This is a genomic window from Vibrio sp. 05-20-BW147 (genome assembly GCF_013369385.1).
GTDB lineage: Bacteria > Pseudomonadota > Gammaproteobacteria > Enterobacterales > Vibrionaceae > Vibrio > Vibrio floridensis.
Map to the genome: position 1 here is coordinate 223,248 of NZ_SZTO01000003.1, position 22,575 is coordinate 245,822.

Consider the following 22,575-nt stretch of genomic DNA (forward strand, 5'->3'; position numbering starts at 1 on the left):
TTTTTTATCTCTATTATTTGAGTTCAATCCTGCCTTGTCGGCGATACGTTCAAATTTTTCGAATATCACTTGCAAATATTAGCGCTTAATAAATCACGTCCTTTTCCTATACTGAGAAAAAAGTGAGGAGGGTTCATGGGCAAATTAATTGAAGGGGTATGGCACGACGTTTGGTACGACACAAAGCAGACCAAAGGAAAGTTCGTGCGTGAAGATGCAGGATTTCGTGACTGGATTGAAAATAAACCACAAGCACCCTTTCAGCCGGAATCGGGTCGCTATCACCTTTATGTTTCGTTAGCTTGCCCTTGGGCACACCGAACGCTGATTTTCCGCAAATTAAAAGGACTGGAAGAGCATATTGATGTCACCGTGGTTTGCCCTGATATGCTCAGTGATGGATGGAAGATGGGGTTGCCAGAGCCCTTGTTTGGTCATACCAAATTGCATCAAATCTATACCCAAGCAAAACCTGATTATACTGGGCGAGTGACGGTTCCTGTGCTTTGGGATAAGAAAACCAATACAATCGTGAGCAACGAATCATCGGAAATCATTCGCATGTTTAACTCGGAGTTTAATCAACTGACGGGGAATCAAGATGATTACTATCCAGATTCATTACGTGAGGTGATCGAAGAGTGGAACGCCTTCATTTACCCCAATATCAACAACGGCGTTTATCGTTGTGGGTTTGCCACGACGCAAGAGGCTTATGAAGAAGCGTATTACGCTCTTTTTTCTGCACTCGATCGTGTGGATCATCATCTTGCGACGCATCGTTACTTAGCGGGCAGTCAAATGACTGAAGCCGATTGGCGCCTGTTCACCACACTGATCCGCTTTGATGCGGTGTACGTTGGTCATTTTAAGTGTAATCAAAAGCGTATTGCGGATTACCCCCATCTTAATGGCTACATGAAAGAGCTGTATCAGATCGAAGGGATTGCTGAAACGACAGATTTCTACCACATTAAACGCCATTACTATTTTAGTCACATTGGGATTAATCCAACGCAAGTCGTGCCATTAGGCCCCAATTTGGATTTGGACAGTGACCACGGTCGTGAGGGCATTGCACGTTAGGGAATTTGCGATCAGATGTCGTGAAGTGAACTTAAATAAAACGGAGGTCATGACCTCCGTTTTTGCTGTTATTGAGCGCTGCTTTCGAAGCAAGCCGCTATTGTGGCTGACAGCTAGCCGCCGTCACCATCTCATCGATGATCAGTTGCCCACGAGAGTTGCGAATTTTGATGCGATACATCAGCCCCATATCGAGTTGGTTTCGCACGGTTGCGTCTTCGCAGTATTGACTTACGCTGGTGGAAAGCAGCTCTTGTGTCGGTTTTGCACCAGTCGCGTCGGTGTTGTAGATCATCATGATCTCAACAATGTTTTTCGATGATGAAATACGCATGACTTTAAGTGGACCGTATTCAATCGGTAATCCCGCCGAGAGTACGCCAGCGCGGTTAGACGCCATGAGCTCTAATTGGCGCTCTTTCTCACCATTTGAAGAACAGCCCGCTAATGCCAACAACACTAACGATGCAGAGAGTACTTTTTTAAACATTAGAACACTTTCTTGAAAGGTTTAACGATCACATTGGCATAAACACCCGCTGCGATATAAGGATCGGCATCCGCCCAGGCTTGAGCTTCTTGCAAAGAAGGAAACTCAGCGATCACGGTAGAACCTGTGAAACCTGCTTCACCAGGGTTGTCAGAGTCGATGGCTGGCATCGGGCCTGCAGTTAATAGACGTCCTTCGTCTTGCAATGCTTGCAATCTCTCTAGGTGTTGTGGGCGTACACTAAGGCGTTTTTCCAACGAATTCTCAACGTCCTGAGAAAAAATGACATACCACATTCTCTTTTCCTTTCTAATGGTGATACTAACTTGGCCTAATCTATCTCAATTACAGGGAGTTAGAACAGCTAAATTCGAGAAACTGTGAAACTCTACGGAATTTATGCCGTAACGATAGGCCGTGGTTTGCCGTCTGCATCAATGGCGACATAGTTAAACGTGGCATCGCAAACCATAAAGCGATCTTCGATCCCGTGGTCGCGTACGGGCTTCACCCAAACCTCGAGATTAATCGACATTGAAGTGCGACCAATTTTGGTGCATTCACCGTAAACACACACGACATCGCCCACGCTGACTGGTTTTTTAAAGGTAATTCCGGACACGGATACAGTGACGATTCGTCCGTGCGAGATCTCTTTCGCCAAAATACCACCGGCGAGATCGAGCTGAGACATGATCCAACCACCAAATACATCCCCATTGGCATTGGTATCGGCTGGCATGGCGAGGGTTCTTAACAGTAACTGACCCTTTGGAGAGTGAAATTCCTGACTCATTTTGACATCCACAACAAACAAAACAGCGACCAAAGGGTCGCTGCGAAAAATAAGAACAGGATTATAGCAAAAAATGCAGTTTATTCATCCGTTGGCACGTCCGATGACTGGCCATTTTGTTCTTTAGGGAGATGTTTATAAATATAGCCGCCAGTGAGGACGGTAAAAACCAACGTCGCCACTAATAAACCAAAGACTTTAAAATTCACCCAAACATCTAAAGGAAGCTGGTAGGCCACATAGATATTCAACCCTGCACAAAAGGTGAAAAAGCTCACCCATGCCCAGTTAATGTTGGCCCATACTGACTCCGGCAAGGTGATCTCTTTGCCCAACATGCCTTTGATGGCCGATTTGCCCATAACATGGCTGACCGTCAAACCAATGGCAAACACGGCGTAGACGATGGTCACTTTCCACTTAATAAAGTTGTCGTCATGCAGGAAAATGGTCATGCCACCAAAAATGGCCACCATTAAGAAGGTCATTAACTGCATCTTCTCAACTTTCTTGTACAAGGCGTAGGTGACAACGATCTGAATGGCTGTTGCTGCAATCAAAGCGCCTGTTGCAACATAGATATCATACATCTTGTAGAGGGCGAAAAAGATAAATAGAGGAATAAAATCAAGTATTTGCTTCATGTGGCAAAAATGTTCCTGTCGATTGAATTGCCCACAGTCTAAACAAAACTGGCTCAATGTGAAGCCTTGAAAGTAAATGGTGGGTTTTGGAGGCTTAGGAAGCCCGGCGGCTTCCCAAGATTCGCCGCGCTTAAGCAGCCCCCTGAAATTGGGCGATGACACGTTTCATGTCTTCCAAATAGCCTTCGGTGCGAAGATTCTCAACGGTCACCTCAAGTTCGTCGTCGGTCATTGAAAAGCACGTCGTTTTGCCGGTGGTTATGCCAAGGTAGTGGTGATACTCATCTTCGGTAAAATGGCCAATGCGGTCTAACAGTAGTGCCTTCATGCCATGATGGATAAGGCCATAATAGGTGCGTCGATGTAACGTCATAATGCTGTCCTCATTCTGCGTCGAAGCACAAACTGCGTGATGAATTTGACGCTTCTGATGGTTATGAGCAAGAAGCAATATGAGTGCCACTTTCGGTTTGCCGCCTTTGGCGCTTTCTGCAGGCATAAAAAAGGGGCAACGCATTGGTCACCCCGTTTTGAGAATCAATTTGCAAAAACTGCGATTACGCTTCTTGCTTATTCATCTCAGCTTGTTTTTCATTTTCTTCATCAAGCAGTGCATCGACAATGACGGCACACGCTGCATCACCAGTGATGTTGAGCGCGGTACGAATCATATCGAAGATACGGTCAAGAGCGAACAACAGTGGTAGACCTTCGATTGGAATGCCCGCTGCGAGCAAGACGGCAACAACGAGGAAAGAAGGACCAGGAACACCTGCTTGACCTACTGCGCCGAGCGTTGCGGTCACAATGATGGCAATGTAAGCACCCATGCTCAAATCGATGTTGAATAGCTGAGCAAAGAAGATCGCGACTAGGCCGTAGTAAATGGCGTTACCAGACATGTTGATCGTTGCGCCTAGAGGCAAAACGAAAGATGCGGTCGAGTTGCGAACACCCAGTTCTTTCTCAACGGTATCCATGGTGACTGGCAGGGTTGCCATTGAAGAAGCGGTTGACAGAGCAACAGCTTGTGGCTTTTTCATCGCACTGATGAATTTCTTCGCAGAGGTTTTAGTAAACAGCTGAATCATCAGTGGATAAGCAACGAAGCCAAAAATAAGAATCGCCGCAACGTAAACCACAAACAGTTTAAACACCACCATCAGGGCGCCAAAACCAAAGGTACCAACAGCTTCTGCCATCAGGCCAAATACACCGAGAGGCGCGATGACCATCACTTTGTTGATCATCCAAACCATGGAATCAACAATGCAGTTTACGCCATTCATGATTGGCTCACGCTTCTCTTTCTCTTGTTTAGAGATGGCGATACCTAAGAATAGACAGAAGACGAGGATCTGTAGGATGTTGGCTTCATTAAGTGACTGGAAAACGTTGGTTGGGATCATACCTGTGATGGTAGCCCAAAAAGTAGGAAGTTCACCTTTAGAAGCGTACTCAGCAGAGAACATGCCTTCGACACCGGAAACATCGATACCCATGCCCGGCTTGAAGACTTCACCCATGAACAGGGCAAGTGCAACGGCAAGTGCAGATGTTAGACCGAAGTAACCTAGTGTCACGAAACCTACCTTGCCAGCAGATTGACTATTGCCTAGGCCCGCTGCGCCAGAAATTAGGGCAACAGCAACAAGAGGGATAACCAGCATCTTGATCAAGTTGATGAAGATGGCCCCCAGTGGAGCAAACATAGAGGCGCTATCACCCATCAAGGCACCAACGGCAGTACCCACGATCATGGCGATGACAACCTGCACACCAATGTTGCGTAACAAACTCTTTTCTTTTAACACTTCCATAACCTCTGTGCTAATAAATATTAAAAATCCAGAATTACCCACTGAACAAAAAGTGTTCTTTGGATAAATATTCGATCAGATTTTTACACGTTTATTTCACATTTAGCAATATGGAATAAGAAGCGAGGGTGTGAATATCAGGCGTTTTATTGACGATTGACAATTTTTTAAGCAGAAGGCAAACGTTTGCTATAGCTTGGTCTTATATAACGTTGGCATTTTATTGAGTGATTGGTCGTTTATAAGCCGAGATGGAAGTGAGTTGGAATGTTAAAAAAAAGATCGATTTCTAGTGGCGAATAAGAAATCGATCTCATAGATGTTTAGATGTCTACCACGTTACTTTTGTGTTGCAGACTTCATGTTGGAAACAAAGTTTGCCAGTGCCGTTAACATCGCGTCAGGTTCATTGAGGTGACTTTCGATGATTTTGACCACTGCAGAGCCTGAAATGGCACCTGCCGCACCCGCATCGATAGCCTGTTTAACTTGCTCTGGCTCTGAGATACCAAAGCCCAACAGTGCAGGTGGCGCATTAAATTGTTCTAGTTTCGCAAGCATATCACCCACAGGCATGTTGGCTTTTGTTTCAGCTCCTGTGACCCCCGCTCGAGAGAGAAGATAGGTATAACCGCCACCCAGTTGTGAAACTTGTTTTAGTGTTTCATCACTGGCCGTTGGTGGTGCGATAAAGATTGGATGTACACCAAACTTTTCGGCAGCCGCGACAAACTCTGCACTCTCGTTCGTTGGGACATCGGCGATCAACACAGAATCAACGCCGGCTTGAGCGCAACGTTGGTAGAAATTCTCGATACCACGTGAATAGACCAAGTTGGCGTACATCAATAGGCCAATCGGTAGATCTGGGTATTTAGCTCGGATTTGTCCGATCAAATCAAAACAGATATCAGGTGTTGCGCCTGAATCCAGCGCGCGAATATTTGCGCCTTGGATCGTTGGGCCGTCGGCCAATGGATCAGAAAATGGAATGCCAAGTTCAAGAGCATCGGCACCCGCTTGAACTAAGGTATCCATGATCTTGAGTGAGAGTTCAGGGTTAGGGTCACACACGGTAACAAAAGGAACAAAGGCACCTTGTTTTTGTGCGGCGAGGCGCTCAAATGTCGCTTGATAACGGTCCATTAGATTGCTCCTTTTTCTTCTAAAATGGCATGAACGGTAAAGATGTCTTTGTCACCTCGACCAGATAGGTTAACGACCAACAACTGCTCTTTCTCTGGGTTGTTGCGGGCCATTTTCAGCGCATGTGCCAAAGCGTGAGACGATTCTAACGCAGGAATAATACCCTCACTTCTTGCCAACTCTTGGAAAGCATCAAGTGCTTCATCATCGGTGATGCTGTCGTATTCAGCGCGACCAATGGCATTAAGGTGAGCGTGTTGAGGACCCACTGATGGGAAATCGAGACCTGCGGAAACGGAGTACGATTCTTCGACTTGGCCGTTTTCATCTTGCATGAGTGGCGCTTTCATACCAAAGAAAATGCCAGTTTTGCCATGTTTTAAGGGCGCGCCATGTTGGTCGGTATCAATGCCTTTGCCCGCAGGCTCAACACCAATCAGGCGAACCGTTTCTTCTTCGATAAAATCGGCGAACATACCGATGGCGTTTGATCCGCCACCGACACAAGCAATCACTGCATCAGGCAGGCGTCCTTCACGTGCGAGGATCTGATTCTTCGTCTCTTCACCAATCATACGTTGGAACTCACGTACGATGGTTGGGAAAGGGTGGGGACCCGCTGCAGTGCCCAATAAGTAGTGGGCGGTTTCATAGCTACCCGACCAATCACGCAATGCTTCGTTACACGCGTCTTTTAGTGTGGCAGAACCGGAGTGCACCGGAATCACCGTCGCGCCCATCAACTTCATACGAAACACGTTTGGACTTTGGCGCTCGACGTCTTTTGCTCCCATGTACACGCGGCACTTCAAGCCCAGTAGTGCACAGGCAAGAGCGGTGGCAACACCATGTTGGCCTGCGCCCGTTTCAGCAATGATTTCGTTTTTGCCCATGCGCTTAGCCAACAGTGCTTGGCCAAGTACTTGGTTGGTTTTGTGCGCGCCACCGTGCAGCAAATCTTCACGTTTTAGGTACAGTTTGGTTTTGGTGCCTTTGGTCAGATTGCGCGTCAGCGTCAGCGCGGTTGGGCGGCCTGCGTATTCTTGGAGTAACCCCATAAACTCACTGCGGAAGTCAGGGTCTTCTTGGGCGTCAATGAACGCTTGCTCGAGCTGCTCTAATGCGGGTACCAGAATCTGAGGTACGTACTGACCGCCGTATTCGCCAAAGTAGGCATTTAACTTAGTCATGTTTGCTTCCTTAATTGTGTTTGGCTATGTGCCAGAATTTGTTCTTCACTGAACCTCAGGTTCAGATCATCAATATCAATAATTTCGTATGGCTGCAAACGCTTGCTGCAGCTTCGTCAGATCTTTTTTCCCTGGGCTTTCTTCAACACCAGAGTTTAAATCCAGCCCTAAACATCCAAGGCTTGCTGCCTTTTGCGCGTTGTCTGGATTGAGACCGCCTGCCAACATGATATGGCTTGGATCATCCAATAGAGCCCAATCAAACGTGGTCCCTGTTCCACCGCTTTGTTGGCCGACTTGCGTATCCAAAAGGTGACGATCAACATCTTGAGTAAGTAGAGTCGGTGCTTGGTCGGTCACGCCATAGGCTTTCCAAATCTCAATCGATTCGTTGAGTTGCTTGCGCAGTTGTGCGATGTAATCGGCTTCTTCGTTGCCATGTAATTGCACCGCGTGCAGTTGCAGCTGGTTTGCGGTTTCGGCCACCAAGGCAACGGGGTGATTTTGGAACACGCCAACATAATTGAGCGGAGCGCCACTCATCGTCAGTCTTGCCTGCTCTATATTTACAGCACGTTTGGATTGCTCTACAAAAATCAAACCACCAAAGACAGCGCCAGCTTGATAGGCTTTGGCGGCTTCCTCCGGATGGGTGAGACCACAGACTTTGTTTTCACCCAGTGTTACTTTACGTACCGCGAGCTCGAGGTTTTTTTCTGCCATCAACGAGCTGCCAATCAAAAAGCCATCGGCATATTGGGCGAGATCGCGTACTTGCTGGTGGGTGTAAATGCCCGATTCCGAGATCACAATCGCTTCTGGTGCTAAGCGACGCAAAGTTGGCGCGAGTACTTTGGTGCGATTCAAATCGGTGGTGAGGTCACGTAAGTTGCGGTTGTTAATGCCAATCACTTTCGCCCCCAGCTTCACCGCACGCTCCAGCTCTTCATCATTACTGATTTCTGTCAGCACACCCATTTGCAACTGGTGGGCAACATCCGCCAGTGCTTGATATTGCTCGTCATTGAGGACTGACAACATCAATAAAATGGCGTCGGCTTGATAGTGACGAGCGAGATAAACTTGATAGCTATCAACCATAAAATCTTTACACAACACAGGCTGGCGCACTTGCTGACGCACTCGGGGCAGAAAGTCGAAGCTGCCTTGGAAGTATTTCTCATCGGTGAGTACCGAAATCGTATCTGCGTGGTGGTTGTACACCGACGCGATGTAATCCAAGTCGAAATCTTCACGGATCAATCCCTTCGATGGGGAGGCTTTCTTACATTCGGTAATGAATACCGTGCGTTGGCCCTGCAAGGCTTGGTAAAAGCTGCGATCCGATGGTGTCAATGTGGCTTGAAAACTGGCCAATGGTTGCGCGTGTTTACGCTCGGCCACCCACTGGTATTTATCGCGAACTATCTTGGCTAGGACTTCCGCCATTTGTGCTTCCTGTAGAGAAACGTGTTCTGACAGTTTTTCGTTGCTGTTTGTCATCATAAACCTCAGGCGTGTTGAGCCAATTTTTCGACCAGTTGATACGCTTTACCAGAGTTCATTACGTCGATCGCTTGTTGCGTATTGGCTTTAAGATCCTCATGACCAAAAAGACGCATGAGCAGGGCGACGTTGACGGCAACGGCACTCAATTGAGCTTCCGTCCCTTTTCCGGTGAGTAAGTGGGTGATGATGGCTTTATTTTCCTCAGGATCGCCCCCCTTAATCGCTTCCAATGGGTGCGTATTAACGCCAAAGTCGGCTGGGGTGAGTGTGTATTCGTGAATCACGCCATCTTTGATTTCTGCGACCAAGGTGTCGCCATGAATAGCGACTTCATCCAAGCCGCTGCCATGCACGACCGCGGCACGTTTCATGCCCATTTTCAACATGGTTTCTGCGATAGGGCGAACCAGTTCTTGGCTGTATACACCCATCAGTTCGATGTTAGGGCGCGCAGGGTTAATCAAAGGGCCTAAGATGTTGAAGATGGTGCGCGTTTTCATGGTTTGACGCACAGGCATCGCATGCTTCACGCCGCTATGGTATTGAGGTGCAAACAAAAAGGCGACGCCAATATCATCGACGGCTGAGCGAGTATCTTCTGCACTCATTGCGAGGTTGATGCCAAATGAATCAAGTAGATCGGAAGAGCCAGATTTACTTGAAACGCTGCGATTGCCATGCTTAGCGATTTTCAACCCACAGGCTGCGGCCACAAAGGCAGCGGTTGTCGAGATATTGATGGTGTTGTGGCCATCGCCACCCGTGCCCACGATGTCGGCAAAATCGTAATCAGGACGCGGGAAAGGCTGAGCATTGGCAAGCAATGCTTTGGCTGCACCGGCAATTTCATCGGGTGTTTCCCCTTTGATTTTCAGTGCGGTTAGGGCTGAAGCCATAAGAATGGGGTCTAACTCGCCGCGAATAATGGTGTCGAAAAGTTGTTGGCTCTCTTGCTCTGTCAGAGATGCTTGCTGATACAGTTTGTTGATGATGGCTTCCATAATCTTTTCTCCCAATCCTTATGCTAATGCCCAATTAATCGCGTTGGCTAACAACGTCGCACCTTGTGTCGTCATGATGGACTCTGGGTGAAATTGAAAACCGCACACCTTGTCTTCTTCGTTAACCACTGACATAACAAGGCCATTCACTTCGGCGGTTACGGTCAGTGTTTGCGGTACGTGTGTTGCCACCAACGAGTGGTAGCGCGCAATAGCCAGTGGGGATGGCAACCCTTGATAAATCGCATGGCTTTGGTGCTCCATCATCGAGACTTTGCCATGGATGATTTCACCTGCGCCTGCCACGGTGCCACCGTAGGCTTCCACAATCGCCTGATGGCCGAGACAAATGCCAATCACTGGGACTTTGCCTTTGACGCGAGCAATTAACTCTGGCATACAGCCCGCCTCTGATGGTGCGCCTGGCCCTGGAGAGAGCAGCACCACTGGGCGCTCGAGTTGCTCAATCGCGTCTACAATAGTGTCTGTGGCAATACTATTGCGGTAAATCTTTACTTGGTGGCCTAAACAGCGGAACTGATCAACCAAGTTGTAGGTAAATGAATCGAAGTTATCGATAAATACAATGTCCGCCATCTTTACGACTCCTTGTGGGCTTTCTGAATGGCAGAGATGACTGCCTGAGCTTTGCCGCGCGTCTCATCGGCTTCGGCTTGGGGGGCGGAATCAAAGACCACTCCGGCACCGGCTTGCACTTGTGCAATGCCGTTTTCAACGTAAGCCGAACGAATCACGATACAGGTATCCAGTGTCCCTTCGCCAGTGAGGTAACCGACAGCCCCACCGTAACTGCCACGGCGAGCCCCTTCAACATCACGAATCAATTGCATGGCACGAATTTTCGGAGCGCCCGTTAATGTGCCCATATTCATACACGCTTGGTAGGCGTGTAGTGCGTCAAGATCGTCACGTAATTGTCCAACAACGCGTGAGACCAAGTGCATCACATGGCTGTAGCGGTCTACTTTAAGTAAATCGGCGACGTGGCGCGTCCCCGCGCGAGAAATGCGTGCGACATCATTTCGAGCGAGATCCACCAACATCATGTGCTCGGCGTTTTCTTTCTTGTCAGTACGAAGTTCAAGTTCAATTCGGCTATCGAGGTCGAAATCGATCTCACCATTGGCTCGCTTGCCACGGCGTCGAGTACCAGCAATGGGGTAGATCTCCACTTGATTGGTTTGCGTTTCATATTTCAACGCGCTTTCCGGTGATGCGCCAAACAACGTAAAGAGTTCATCTTGCATGTAAAACATGTAAGGGCTTGGGTTGCTGACTTTGAGCTCTTTATAAGCCGCCAATGGTGACGGGCAGGGCAGGGTAAAGCGGCGTGATGGTACGACTTGGAAAATGTCGCCTTTGACGACGTATTGCTTTAGGTCGCGTACCACTTGGCAAAAGGCGTCATCGCTGATATTGGTATCGACCTCAACCTCATCGAGATGAATGGCTTTAGGTAGCGCTTTCGGGGTAGCACACAGAGTGCGGATTTGTTCAATACGCTGATTTAGTGCTTCTTTTTGTGAGTCGTCTGCAAAAAGCGTTGCTTGTAAATGGCAACTCTCGGTCTGGTGGTCGACCACCATCAGCGTTTCTGCCACGTAGAAGACATAGTCAGGACATTGATTTATCGCGTGGGCTTCACCCAGTGGTTCAAAGTTGGCCACCAAGTCATAGGCAAACAGACCGCCGATAAAAATCGCGTGCTTGTCTTTTCCCGCCAAATCAAAACTGTGTTGAACCAGTCTCAACGCGTCAAAACTAGAGGCTTCACGTAAGCGAGAGTCTTCATCTAGGCGGTCATCTGGGCTTGAGAAGGTGAGGGTAAGTTGTTGTCCATCAAACTGATGTTCAACCTCTTGCGCGACATTCTTGGTCAAATGGGTTAACAGATTCTTGCCGTTGTCACTGAGTGCCGTCATGGTCACGACATGGCCATGGCAAACCATACGTACCGCGGAATCGACAATCAGTAAGCTTTTAAGATCTTGTTTTGAATCGATTTCAGCTGATTCGAGCAATAAGCTATCGCGCTTGTTTTCACACAAAGTGTGAAAAAGGCGCGTAGGATCCGAATGGTAAGGAACCGTCGTTGACAGAAGCTCTAGCTGTCCTAGTGTGGTGATGTTAATGGCCTTGTTCACAAGACCTCCTTATTATTCAATTCTTTGTCTTCCTGCTGTACATACTCGCACAAAGCAAACGTTCACCCAACGCAGAATTTGTTCGTTTTGATGAATGTTTAATCAGTTGATTGTGAGATGTGCAACAAAATAAAAAGCCCGCATGGTTAGCGGGCTTTGTGTGATTCATTTTCTTTATTAAAAGTACACGTTAGCCCACCAAGAACTTGTCCAAGTGCGCCACCAAGCGAGCTCTGCTGCATTGACATTCTCGTTATGCAGAGCAAGTTTCGCTTTCTGGTTGTGGTTAAATTCTTGTAACATGGTCGGCCCTATAGTCAGGTACTTTGTATTTGTGTACTAGTTAACTAGTGCAAGGGTAAAAAGTCAACCCCCTAGTAGCAAATATATGAGAATAGATTTACATAGCCACACGACGGCCTCGGATGGTCGTTTTTCACCGCAAGAACTCATCGAGCGAGCCCTTACGTTTGACTTGGATGTGCTCGCGGTGACCGATCACGATACGGTAGAAGCGTTGGCGGAAATACATCGTTATGTCGATGAGAAGCAATTGCCAATTAAAATCATTAATGGCATTGAAATATCCACGGTTTGGCAGAATAAAGACATCCATGTCGTGGGATTAAATGTTGATCCGAACAACATGACACTTAATCAACTGATTGAGCAGCAACAAGAACATCGTGTTAACCGCGCTGAGCTGATTGCACAACGTTTGCAAAAAGCGACACGGGAAGGTGTGCTCGAAGAGGTGCGACAAATCGCTGATGGAGCGCCGATTACCCGTGCTCACTTTGCCAAATGGCTGGTGGATAATGGTTATGCCAAAACGATGCAGCAGGTGTTTAAAAAATACTTAACGCGTAACAACCCGGGTTATGTCCCGCCAAACTGGTGTTCAATCGATGACGCAGTGAAAGCCATTCATGCCGCAGGGGGCCAAGCGGTGCTTGCACACCCAGCGCGATACAACTTGACGGCGAAATGGTTGAAACGCTTGTTACAAGCGTTTGTCGAGGCCGGTGGCGATGCGATGGAAGTAGCGCAGCCACAACAATCGCAGCAAGAAAGGCGCAATTTGGCTGATTATGCAATACAATACAAACTATTAGCTTCCCAAGGCAGTGATTTTCATTATCCGTCTCCGTGGATGGAATTGGGAAGAAACCTCTGGTTACCCGCGGGGGTTGAACCAGTGTGGAAAGATTGGGGTTTAGAACCGGTAGACAAAATTCAAACCGTGTCTATGAATGCCCCTGAGCTATAGAGCCGAGAGGTTCGATAATGAGGAATTACCATGAGCCAGTTTTTTTACGTTCATCCAGAAAACCCACAGGCTCGCTTGATTAATCAAGCCGTAGCAATCATTCGAAATGGCGGAGTGGTGGTGTATCCAACCGATTCAGGATACGCGTTGGGCTGTCAATTAGAAAACAAGCAAGCATTAGACAGAATTTGCCAGATCCGTCGCTTAGACGAAAAACACAACTTCACACTGTTGTGCCGTGACCTTTCAGAGTTGTCCATATACGCACGCGTGGATAATACGGCGTTTCGTTTGTTAAAGAACAACACCCCTGGTCCTTACACCTTTATTTTTAAAGGGACCAAAGAAGTGCCGCGTCGTTTGATGAACGCTAAGCGTAAGACCATTGGTATTCGTGTACCCGATAACCGTATCGCCCTAGACCTGCTTGATGCGTTAGGTGAGCCATTGATGTCGACATCACTGATTTTGCCAGGCAAAGAGGTAACGGAAGCCGATCCAGAAGAGATCCGCGATAAACTTGAACACGCGGTTGATGTGATTCTTAACGGGGGTTACTTGGGCGAGCAACCAACGACGGTGATTGACTTTAGTGAAGGTGATGCGGTTGTTGCGCGTATTGGCGCAGGTGACCCAACGCCATTTGAATAATTTTTAGAGGAAAGATAGATCACTCGTACACGAGTCTTTTCTCTTACATTGGATTTTTTTTTCACTTATAATTATCGGCCCGATTCCGAGCGTCGGGTCGATATTGAAAACGGGTCTAGCTTGGTAAGACAACGACGTCTGAGAAGACGACAATTTAGGTAGATAAATGAACGAAAAATTACAGAAAGTTTTGGCACGAGCTGGTCATGGCTCACGTCGTGAATTGGAAGCATTAATCAAATCAGGACGTGTGAGTGTGAACGGTGTTGTCGCAAAACTGGGCGAACGACTGGAAGATGAGCAGGCTGTAGTGCGCATCGATGGTCATGTTGTGTCCGTAAAAGCTCAGGAAGAGGTGATTTGCCGCGTATTGGCATACTACAAACCTGAAGGTGAGCTATGTACGCGTCACGACCCAGAAGGCCGCCGTACTGTATTTGACCGTCTGCCAAAAATTCGCGGTTCTCGCTGGATCTCTGTGGGCCGTCTTGATGCGAACACCTCTGGCTTGCTGCTTTTTACCACTGATGGTGAATTGGCAAACCGCCTAATGCATCCAAGCCGTCAGGTTGAGCGTGAGTACCTTGTTCGCGTTTTCGGTGAAGTCAACGAACACAAAGTCCGTAATCTTGTAAATGGCGTAGAGCTCGATGATGGCTTAGCACGCTTTGAAGATATCGTTTACACGGGCGGCGAAGGCATGAACCATACCTTCTACGTGGTGATCAACGAAGGTCGTAACCGTGAAGTTCGTCGTCTTTGGGAATCTCAAGATTGTACTGTAAGCCGTCTAAAACGCGTTCGTTATGGTGACATCTATCTTGATAAGAAGCTGCCTCGTGGTGGTTGGATGGAGCTTGAGCTGAAAGATGTGAACTACCTGCGTGAGTTGGTTGAGCTTCGTCCGGAAAAAGAGACCATGATTGAGCTGAACAACTCATCACGTAAGCGTGACCGTGCACGAAGCCAAAAAATTCGTCGTGCGGTGAAGCGTCACGAAGAGCGAGTGAGTACGCCAAAAGGTCGCAGTAACAATGCGGCAAGACGTAAACCGACGAAAACGGCAACGCCAACAAGCGGTAGTGGTAAGCCAAGTAAAGCGGGTAGTCGTCCTCAATCGGGTAGCCGCACAAAGCCTCAACGCTAATATGACTATTAAAAAGGCTTGCCATTGGCAAGCCTTTTTTGTTGGTGCTAATCTCGTTTCCAGAGAATGTGACAGAACTTTTGTTCAGGATCTCGGCTGATCAGTAGACGAGCAAAAACATCGTCCAACACATCATTTTCTTCGTTTACAAGGCCGATGCGAACTTCTGCATACGTTTCTTGGTCAACATCAAAACCCACGTGGCTCGCCCAATCGTCACCAGTATCAACCAGTTCAGCAGCACCGCGATCATCAAACTGTGCAGTAAACAAAATGACATCTGCTGGCTCAAGGTTATCGGGTGCCATCTCCAAAAAGATGTCGTAAGCGGCGTCTATCGCATCATCGTAAGAGATTAAATCCGCCATGACTTACGCTCGGCTCATGTACTTACGTTCTGCCGTGTTGATGATTACACGATCACCCGTTGCAATGTACTCAGGAACTTGAACAACAAGACCTGTCGATAGGCGAGCTGGTTTAGTACGAGCAGATGCAGAAGCACCTTTGATTGATGGGTCGGTTTCTTCAATCACAAGTTCAACAGATGAAGGAAGCTCTAGGCCCACAGATTCGCCGTCAACTAAAATAATATGGATGCCTTGTGTGTCTTCGTTAATGAACAGAAGATCATCTTCAACATCGGCGTGCTTAAATACGTATTGTGAGTAATCCGCGTTATCCATAAAGATATAGTCGTCGCCGTCAACGTAAGAAAATGAGACTGCTTTTTTGTTCATTTCGACCGTTTCTACAACGTCATCAGACTTGTAACGCTCTTCAACGCGAGCGCCTGTCGCTAGATCGGTACAACGCATTTTGTAGATCTTAGATCCACCACGGCCACCTGGCGTTGTTACTTCGATATCTTTAACCAGAAGAGTTTTGCCGTTAGATTCGATTGCAAAACCTTTTTTAATTTCACTTGCCTTTGGCATATCTGTTCCTATAGCGTTTTTAGAGTTGCTCAAAATCGCCGAATTATATACCCAACTTGTGCTAACTTGCGAGTACTCACAATGAATAACTTGTCTAATTGTCGCCCGAGATCGTACTCTTTTAGAGACTCTGTGGTCATTGAGCGCTGTGTATTCTCTGTGAGGGCTTGATTCCATGTATGAGCTAGGCGAAGATTGGGCGTTCCCCCAAATACAACTCTATTAATTGATTCATGACTTTAGCTGTTATTGACCCCAAGCAACCTTTTCAACCCACATTTGATCCTGTCGTCAGGGATGCCTTAATGTGTCTTAAAAGTGCACTAGGCACCAACCTACACAGTCTTTATGTCTATGGCAGTGTCGCGAGGAAAACCGCAAAAGAAGGTCAATCGAATCTCGACTTAGTTTTGGTGACACATCATCCTTTTACTGATCAGCGTGCTACTGTGCTAAACACGTTAAAATGGCGAGTGCAAAAGAGTTTTCCTCAAGTGAGCGGCGTGTCGGTCAAAACGGCAGAGGTGAGAGATATCGCCTCGCTGGACAGTCTATTTACTTGGGGGTTCATGTTAAAGCATTGCTGTGTTTGCATTTATGGTAGCGATTTAGCGGAGTGTTTCGGCGAATACATACCCAGTTGGGAGATTGCCAAACATTGGAACATGGATGTAGAAGATTGGTTGGCAGTGTATCGCAACAAAATTGTTCGCGCGGCATCCGCTGAGCAACAAGTTCAAGCCCAAAAAATCATCGCCAAAAAGCTGCTAAGAGCGAGCTATTCGTTGGTGATGTATAAAGACCAGAATTGGTATGATGACCCGTTAGAATGTGGTCGTCACTTCGTCAGATATTTTCCTGAGAAAGAAGTAGAAGTGCGACGTCTTGCGATCCTATTGTCAGGGAAAGTTATTCCTAAGCGCTCTGTTCTTGGGCTGTTAGATGGTTTCGGTGAGTGGCTGGTGAAACAGTATCAAAAAACAGAGTTTAAGATAGGGTAGCGCTGTTTAAATTTGTCCGCCTAGGTTTTGGCGTTCTACAAAAATTCGGACTCTCAATAAGAGCGAGTTTATCTTCTTAAGTAAATTCTAATGAAGGTTGCCGGTTCTGTGCTAGCTTTATAAATGTGGAGTTAGTACAGGACATGCTCATGGACAAGCAAACGAGCTTATCGGTCGCTGCGGTTGGTCTAAACCTCAGAAAATTGGCGAAAACACTTGGCCCTTCATTGCAAGCGATACGTGAGGGGATGATCTGGCTGATACCGTGCCTTATGTTATCCGCTTTTGCTCTTTTTTTTGCCAGTATGGGTGAGTTTATTGGTGGTGGGCGCAGCGGCTGGATCAATGCGCTTTATCAAGTACACAATGCTATCGCCAGTTTTTTTCCCTACCTCATGACGGCTACGATTTCCTATGTTTTAGCGATGCAGTGGAAACTCGCGCGTCCACCGATGGCGCTACTCTCCATTATTTTTCTTTTGATTGTTGGGGAAACGATGCCAGAAGATGAAACATTGAAGATGTTTCATATTGTGATGGCGATCGTTACTCCTCTCTATGCCGTTCCCATTCTTGCTCATTTGCTGCATGTACCCCAGCTTCGGATTACCAGTTCAGATAGTGGTGGCAAGTTGGTCAAAGAGTCACTCAATTTGGTTTTACCAGCACTGCTGACCGCCTTTATTGTTGTCATCATTAACTATTTTCTTTTCAATGTACTGAGTTTTGGTAGTGATTTGCAGATAATTGACTTGGATTATGCTAATCAACCGTTTGAGTTCGGTGTCGTGTTTGCTGCCTTAAACTCGGTTTTGTGGTTTCTAGGCGTTCATGGCTACTACGCTTTGTTGCCATTGGTTGATCTTCTTCAGCACGCAAGCGCATTAAATTACGCGACCTTTATCGCTGGTGGAGAAGGGCAGTATCCAATGAATCTCTCGATGATGGGGACCTTTGTGTTTATTGGGGGAAGTGGCGCGACACTTTCGTTGGTGGTCGCTATGTTGCTTTTCGCTCAGCAGAAAAGTCTGAAATTGATAGCGTTAGCGTCGATTCCAATTGGTCTTATTAACGTAAACGAAATTCTGCTCTTCGGTTTGCCGATCATTCTCAACCCACGCATGTTTTTGCCATTCTTCCTCACACCCGTTGTACATGTGATCACGACATTACTCGCTATTCAAAGTGGCATTATTGATATCCCAAGTGCCAATGTGCCTTTCAATGCGCCTATTATTATTAATGCATGGCTTGCCACTTCCGGTGATATGGCTGGTGTGATGCTGCAATTATTCAATATCGCTATTGGTGTGCTGATTTACTATCCCGCCGTTAGGAATCTAAACCGCCTTTACAGAAACCGCGAAATCAAAATTGATTTCCTCGATACGGTTTATGTGCGAAGACGAGAAGAGGCTGACACCCTGAAAGATGATCCCATTGCAACGGCCAATGATAGGGCTCGTCGTGCACAAGAAGTAGAGAAACGCTTGGAACATATTGGTAGCAAAGAGTTCTGTCTGGAATACCAACCTCAGATATCCCACCAAACTGGTCGAGTCGTCGGATGTGAGGCGCTGATTCGCGCGATAGAACCCGATGGCACTTTGGTCTATCCCGGCTCTTTTTTGCCTTGGCTTGAAGAAGCAGAACTCATGAAGGATGTAGACCTATGGGTTTTAAAAACCGTGGTGGCAGACATCCAGCACTGGAATCGAGAGGGGCTTTATGTACCCGTTAGTATTAATCTAACGCCAAGTTTTCTGTCGGACTTGGAGTGCATGGATAAGCTTGAACACATTGTCTCCCCAGTGGCGTCTCAAGTGCATATCGAAATCACGGAAGAAACGTTACTGGTTGATGAACAAGTGTTGGCTCATTCGTTTAATCTGCTCCACCAAATGGGTGTTGCAGTTTATATCGATGACTTTGGTACGGGATTTTCTTCCCTCTCCTATCTCAATCGATTTGAGGTAGATGCGATAAAAATTGATCGATCGTTTGTGCTGGCTTTAGATAATGACAAGGGAAAAAAGGTCTTCATGAGCTTGCTTTCGGTTGCAGAGCAACTTGACTTGGATGTGGTAATTGAAGGCGTGGAGTCGCAACAGCAATTGAACCACATTCCCCACAAAGATAACATCTCGATTCAAGGATGGTATTACAGTCGTTCACTGCAATTGAAATCCTTCGTCCAATATTGCATAAACGCCAATCATATTAGGTCAGTGGTGGAGATAGAGAAACTCTAGCTTTTCTTTGTGGTGGAATATGGCTCGTATTCAATCGAGCGATAGTTGACCGAGTGTCACAGTTAATTGGGTATTCAGTTGCTAACTGGAAAACAGATCAAAAGAGGCCCAATTGTGAATCTGATAGTTGAGAGAAGTCTTTACCAATGAAAGGCAGAATGGCATCGGCAACCGGTTTGAGCTGTTTATCGACATAATGTTGGTAATCGATCGCGCTGGATTGGTATTCCTTGGGTTCTGGCCCATTGAGCGTAATGAGATACTCAATACGTGCTCGATTTTGATATTGAAGTGGGCGCCCTAAGCGCGCATTGATTTCGTCGGCCATTCTTGCCGCCCGAACTTGAGGCGGAACGTTTTTCTGATAGTCACTGAGTTTTCTGCGTAAGCGTTTTTGATAGACCAGCTCATCATCAAATGCACCCGCGCGAGTTTGTTCAACCATCTCACGCACATAGTCCGTTGGATCTTGGTCGTGAAAGATCATCATATAGAGTTGGTGTTGGAAACGTTGTGCCAATGGCGTCCAGTCCGTTCTCGCACTTTCTAAGCCTTTAAACACGATTCGCTCTTCGCTGCCTTGTTGAATCAATCCTGCATACCGTTTCTTCGAGCCTGTTTCGGCGCCACGGATGGTTGGCATCAAAAATTTACGATAGTGGGTTTCGTACTCAAGTTCAAGGATGGAGTTTAAATTGAACTCTTGCTCAAGATGATGCTTCCACCATTGGTTAATCAGGCTGACCAATTGCCGACCAATTGCATCGGCTTCTGGCTGCTCGAAACGACCATTGAGCGAAACAAAGGTTGAGTCCGTGTCACCATAAATGACTTGATAGCCCTGCTGTTCAATCAGCAATTTTGTCTGCTTCATGATCTCATGCCCGCGCATCGTGATACTTGAGGCCAAACGCGTATCAAAAAAACGGCAGCCTGATGAGCCAAGTACCCCATAAAAAGAGTTCATGATGATCTTAATTGCTTGAGAGAAGGCCTTGTCGTTGTTGCGTTTCGCGACATCTCGAGCTTGCCACAATGTCTCGATCATCTCGGGCAGAAAGTGCTTAGTGCGATGAAATTGGCCACCACGAAAGCCCGGAACCGCTTGGTGTGTTGCTTTGCCACTTTCTAATTTAAGCCCTTCAACCAACCCAAGTGGATCGATCAGAAACGATCGAATAATCGATGGATAAAGACTCTTAAAATCGAGCACTAAAACAGAATCGTAAAGTCCGGGCAGCGAGTCCATAACGTAACCACCGGGGCTTGCAACCCAATTTTCAGGCTGCAAATTAGGCGCAATGTAACCTGCGCGATGCAATTGCGGTAGGTAGAGGTTGGTAAAGGCCGCCACAGAGCCCCCGACACGATCCAGTTCGACGCCCGTTAATTTAGACCGTTCAATCACGTACTCGAGCAGATGAGTGTGAGCGAAAATACGATTGACCAAGACGCAATCTTGTAAGTTGTATTTCGCGAGGGAAGGCTTGTCGTGGCGAAACATGTGATTAATTTCGGCCATGCGATCGTGCACATTGTGAATCGCTTTACCCTCTCCCAATAGCTCTCTTGAGACCGATTCGAGTGACCAAGAGCGGAAGTGATACGTTGCCGTTTTAAGCGTATCAATGCCATCTAGGACGACGCGGCCGGGAATGGTAATAAATGCCTGTTGGCTTTGGCTCGATGAGCGGAAATAGCTAGTTTGGTTGCCTCGGCCGAGAGTCAGTTTCAACTGATGCCACTCTGCGCGCTTTTGCAGTAATCGAAAGTCAAAATCAATGACATTCCAGCCGACGATAACATCTGGGTCAAATTGCTCAAACCAAGCAATCAAAGCAAGCAGCAATTGTTTTTCATCTTGGACCCACTGAATGGGTGTGTCGGCCGCTTCGGGCTCACCAATCATGATCACTCGGCTATCCATCGGGCTATCTAAACCGATGGAATAAAGAATCCCTTTTTCTGAACACTCTAAATCGAGTGAAACCACTTTAAGCGTTGGCGTGTAATCCCCTTGCCGACACTTGGCATTGGTGACTTGAACATGGGCATTTTGCGTTTTAAAAGTACCAGTAAACGCCAAAGATCCGCGGATAAAGCGTTCCATTAAGTAGCGATCAGCAAGGCGAATGTCTGACTCCAACACCGTAATGTCGTGTTGAGTAAGTAATGATGAGAGGGTATAAGCATCTCGATTGGTTTCACAGTAACACGCTGCCATAGGGGTGTGTGAGAAGTCTTTCAATGGAAGAGGCTTGAATTCCACTTTAACATCAGGATGGTGTTCATTTGCTATGCGTTGGGCATCTTCACGCTGAGTATCATCGATGAAAAAAACCGGTTTTTCACCATCAATAAGCAATTGGTGCGGCCCATCTTCTGTTGAGAGCCACAGTTCAATTTGAGTGCCTGAAAAGCGATCGCGTGCATGTCGAGTTAAGACAAAACCGTGAGTGATGGTCAAATCCGAATTCCAATTAAGAACAACTGCCCTGATGTTAGCAAATTGTCACTCAAACGCGTGAAATTAAGTGGTTTTTCTTGCACGTTTGCTTAAAGTTTGTACGCCTAGAGCGTGATAAATATGATGGAGATAAAATTCCTGACGATTGCTCCGAAGTAAGTGTCTCCTTTTAAAAACAAAATTGTTAGAGTGACCTTTGATATTTGCTCTCGCATCCAATAAGTCCTTGCTAAAGTTTGCGTTTCGGCACATATTCATAGAAGGCATTTTCAGAGTAAATGCGGTAATATAGGCAACTGTACTGATATCCACACTTGATGTGGAACAGAGCCAATTAATAGTGTGGAGATACAAGTTTGATCAATGTTTTCCTTGTAGATGATCACGAGCTGGTTCGCACAGGGATACGACGTATTATTGAAGACGTCCGTGGAATGAACGTAGCAGGAGAAGCTGATAGCGGTGAAAATGCGGTAAAATGGTGTCGTAGCAATCATGCAGACGTCGTTTTAATGGATATGAACATGCCTGGTATTGGCGGCTTGGAAGCTACCAAGAAAATTTTGCGTGTTAATCCAGATGTGAAAATCATCGTCTTAACTGTTCATACGGAAAATCCGTTTCCAACTAAAGTGATGCAAGCGGGGGCTTCTGGTTATTTGACCAAAGGCGCTGGCCCAGATGAAATGGTGAATGCAATTCGTATTGTCCACAGTGGGCAACGTTATATTTCACCAGAAATTGCGCAGCAAATGGCGTTAAGCCAGTTTTCGCCTGCGTCCGAAAACCCTTTCAAGGATCTGTCTGAGCGCGAGCTTCAGATCATGATGATGATCACGAAAGGTCAGAAAGTGACAGATATTTCTGAGCAGTTAAATCTCAGTCCTAAAACTGTCAACAGCTATCGTTATCGTTTGTTTAGCAAGCTATCGATTAATGGTGACGTAGAGTTGACCCATTTGGCGATTCGCCACGGAATGTTAGATACCGAGACTCTCTAGT

General features: G+C 46.8%; 23 protein-coding genes and 1 other annotated feature. Of the genes, 7 read left to right on the plus strand and 16 right to left on the minus strand.

What is annotated here, in order from left to right:
• Positions 1–135 precede the first annotated feature (135 nt).
• Positions 136–1,086 carry a glutathione S-transferase family protein gene (locus tag FC652_RS03810; RefSeq protein WP_176297537.1) on the plus strand — a complete coding sequence of 317 codons (951 nt, stop codon included), beginning with the start codon at positions 136–138 and terminating at the stop codon, positions 1,084–1,086.
• A 97-nt stretch (positions 1,087–1,183) separates the two neighbouring features.
• Here the strand turns inward: FC652_RS03810 and FC652_RS03815 are convergent, their stop codons facing one another.
• The 13 genes from FC652_RS03815 to FC652_RS03875 all read right to left on the minus strand — a co-directional run bounded on the left by FC652_RS03815 (position 1,184) and on the right by FC652_RS03875 (position 12,150).
• Positions 1,184–1,576, minus strand: a complete 393-nt coding sequence (locus FC652_RS03815; protein ID WP_176297538.1) for a GspS/AspS pilotin family protein — start codon at positions 1,574–1,576, stop codon at positions 1,184–1,186.
• On the minus strand, positions 1,576–1,872 hold the full coding sequence (locus FC652_RS03820) for a YciI family protein (RefSeq protein ID WP_011080877.1): 297 nt from the start codon (positions 1,870–1,872) through the stop codon (positions 1,576–1,578). The genes FC652_RS03815 and FC652_RS03820 overlap by 1 nt, the downstream gene beginning before the upstream one ends.
• A 101-nt stretch (positions 1,873–1,973) precedes the next feature.
• A complete protein-coding gene (yciA, locus tag FC652_RS03825; protein WP_011080876.1) occupies positions 1,974–2,372 on the minus strand; it encodes an acyl-CoA thioester hydrolase YciA in 399 nt (132 codons plus the stop codon).
• An 80-nt stretch (positions 2,373–2,452) separates the two neighbouring features.
• Positions 2,453–3,016, minus strand: coding sequence for a septation protein A (locus FC652_RS03830; protein ID WP_176297539.1), 564 nt, complete (start codon positions 3,014–3,016; stop codon positions 2,453–2,455).
• Between the two features lie 130 nt (positions 3,017–3,146).
• On the minus strand, positions 3,147–3,389 hold the full coding sequence (locus tag FC652_RS03835) for a hypothetical protein (protein WP_026050800.1): 243 nt from the start codon (positions 3,387–3,389) through the stop codon (positions 3,147–3,149).
• A gap of 184 nt (positions 3,390–3,573) precedes the next feature.
• Positions 3,574–4,836: a dicarboxylate/amino acid:cation symporter gene (locus FC652_RS03840; RefSeq protein ID WP_026050801.1), complete on the minus strand. Its 1,263-nt coding sequence runs from the start codon at positions 4,834–4,836 to the stop codon at positions 3,574–3,576.
• 339 nt (positions 4,837–5,175) lie between these two features.
• A complete protein-coding gene (trpA, locus tag FC652_RS03845; protein WP_176297540.1) occupies positions 5,176–5,982 on the minus strand; it encodes a tryptophan synthase subunit alpha in 807 nt (268 codons plus the stop codon).
• Positions 5,982–7,172 carry a tryptophan synthase subunit beta gene (trpB, locus tag FC652_RS03850; RefSeq protein WP_011080871.1) on the minus strand — a complete coding sequence of 397 codons (1,191 nt, stop codon included), beginning with the start codon at positions 7,170–7,172 and terminating at the stop codon, positions 5,982–5,984. The genes trpA and trpB overlap by 1 nt, the downstream gene beginning before the upstream one ends.
• A 75-nt stretch (positions 7,173–7,247) precedes the next feature.
• Positions 7,248–8,675: a bifunctional indole-3-glycerol-phosphate synthase TrpC/phosphoribosylanthranilate isomerase TrpF gene (gene trpCF, locus FC652_RS03855; protein ID WP_176297541.1), complete on the minus strand. Its 1,428-nt coding sequence runs from the start codon at positions 8,673–8,675 to the stop codon at positions 7,248–7,250.
• Between the two features lie 8 nt (positions 8,676–8,683).
• The gene (trpD, locus tag FC652_RS03860) at positions 8,684–9,682 is read right to left on the minus strand and encodes an anthranilate phosphoribosyltransferase (protein WP_176297542.1); all 999 of its coding nucleotides are present in this window, start codon (positions 9,680–9,682) and stop codon (positions 8,684–8,686) included.
• A gap of 18 nt (positions 9,683–9,700) precedes the next feature.
• Positions 9,701–10,279: an aminodeoxychorismate/anthranilate synthase component II gene (locus FC652_RS03865; RefSeq protein ID WP_176297543.1), complete on the minus strand. Its 579-nt coding sequence runs from the start codon at positions 10,277–10,279 to the stop codon at positions 9,701–9,703.
• 2 nt (positions 10,280–10,281) lie between these two features.
• The gene (locus FC652_RS03870) at positions 10,282–11,847 is read right to left on the minus strand and encodes an anthranilate synthase component 1 (protein WP_176297544.1); all 1,566 of its coding nucleotides are present in this window, start codon (positions 11,845–11,847) and stop codon (positions 10,282–10,284) included.
• Positions 11,848–11,975: 128 nt separating this feature from the next.
• Positions 11,976–12,078: a sequence feature (Trp leader region), on the minus strand.
• Positions 12,025–12,150 (minus strand): hypothetical protein, encoded by a 126-nt coding sequence (locus FC652_RS03875; protein ID WP_011149930.1) that lies wholly within the window; start codon positions 12,148–12,150, stop codon positions 12,025–12,027. (Overlaps the previous feature by 54 nt.)
• 85 nt (positions 12,151–12,235) lie before the next feature.
• Here FC652_RS03875 and FC652_RS03880 point away from each other — a divergent pair, with 85 nt between their 5' ends.
• The 3 genes from FC652_RS03880 to rluB all read left to right on the plus strand — a co-directional run bounded on the left by FC652_RS03880 (position 12,236) and on the right by rluB (position 14,915).
• Positions 12,236–13,117, plus strand: a complete 882-nt coding sequence (locus FC652_RS03880; RefSeq protein WP_176297545.1) for a PHP domain-containing protein — start codon at positions 12,236–12,238, stop codon at positions 13,115–13,117.
• Positions 13,118–13,147: 30 nt separating this feature from the next.
• Positions 13,148–13,768 carry an L-threonylcarbamoyladenylate synthase gene (locus tag FC652_RS03885; RefSeq protein WP_176297546.1) on the plus strand — a complete coding sequence of 207 codons (621 nt, stop codon included), beginning with the start codon at positions 13,148–13,150 and terminating at the stop codon, positions 13,766–13,768.
• A 166-nt stretch (positions 13,769–13,934) separates the two neighbouring features.
• Positions 13,935–14,915, plus strand: coding sequence for a 23S rRNA pseudouridine(2605) synthase RluB (gene rluB, locus FC652_RS03890; protein ID WP_176297547.1), 981 nt, complete (start codon positions 13,935–13,937; stop codon positions 14,913–14,915).
• 47 nt (positions 14,916–14,962) lie between these two features.
• On the opposite strand, the gene FC652_RS03895 is transcribed toward rluB, so the two are convergent.
• Together FC652_RS03895 and yeiP are read right to left on the minus strand one after the other, a co-directional pair.
• Entirely contained in the window at positions 14,963–15,283 is a 321-nt protein-coding gene (locus FC652_RS03895; RefSeq protein ID WP_176297548.1) for an HI1450 family dsDNA-mimic protein, read from the minus strand.
• Positions 15,284–15,286: 3 nt separating this feature from the next.
• Positions 15,287–15,853 (minus strand): elongation factor P-like protein YeiP, encoded by a 567-nt coding sequence (gene yeiP / locus FC652_RS03900; RefSeq protein WP_176297549.1) that lies wholly within the window; start codon positions 15,851–15,853, stop codon positions 15,287–15,289.
• A 233-nt stretch (positions 15,854–16,086) separates the two neighbouring features.
• Between yeiP and FC652_RS03905 the strand changes: the two genes are divergently transcribed.
• Positions 16,087–16,854 carry a nucleotidyltransferase domain-containing protein gene (locus tag FC652_RS03905; protein ID WP_176297550.1) on the plus strand — a complete coding sequence of 256 codons (768 nt, stop codon included), beginning with the start codon at positions 16,087–16,089 and terminating at the stop codon, positions 16,852–16,854.
• Between the two features lie 149 nt (positions 16,855–17,003).
• A complete protein-coding gene (locus tag FC652_RS03910; RefSeq protein WP_176297551.1) occupies positions 17,004–19,106 on the plus strand; it encodes a PTS sugar transporter subunit IIC/EAL domain-containing protein in 2,103 nt (700 codons plus the stop codon).
• Positions 19,107–19,203: 97 nt separating this feature from the next.
• Here FC652_RS03910 and FC652_RS03915 read toward each other — a convergent pair whose 3' ends face one another.
• A complete protein-coding gene (locus FC652_RS03915) occupies positions 19,204–21,573 on the minus strand; it encodes a DNA polymerase II (protein ID WP_176297552.1) in 2,370 nt (789 codons plus the stop codon).
• A gap of 356 nt (positions 21,574–21,929) precedes the next feature.
• Between FC652_RS03915 and uvrY the strand changes: the two genes are divergently transcribed.
• Positions 21,930–22,574: a UvrY/SirA/GacA family response regulator transcription factor gene (uvrY, locus tag FC652_RS03920; RefSeq protein ID WP_011080857.1), complete on the plus strand. Its 645-nt coding sequence runs from the start codon at positions 21,930–21,932 to the stop codon at positions 22,572–22,574.
• The last annotated feature ends 1 nt before the right edge of the window (position 22,575 follow it).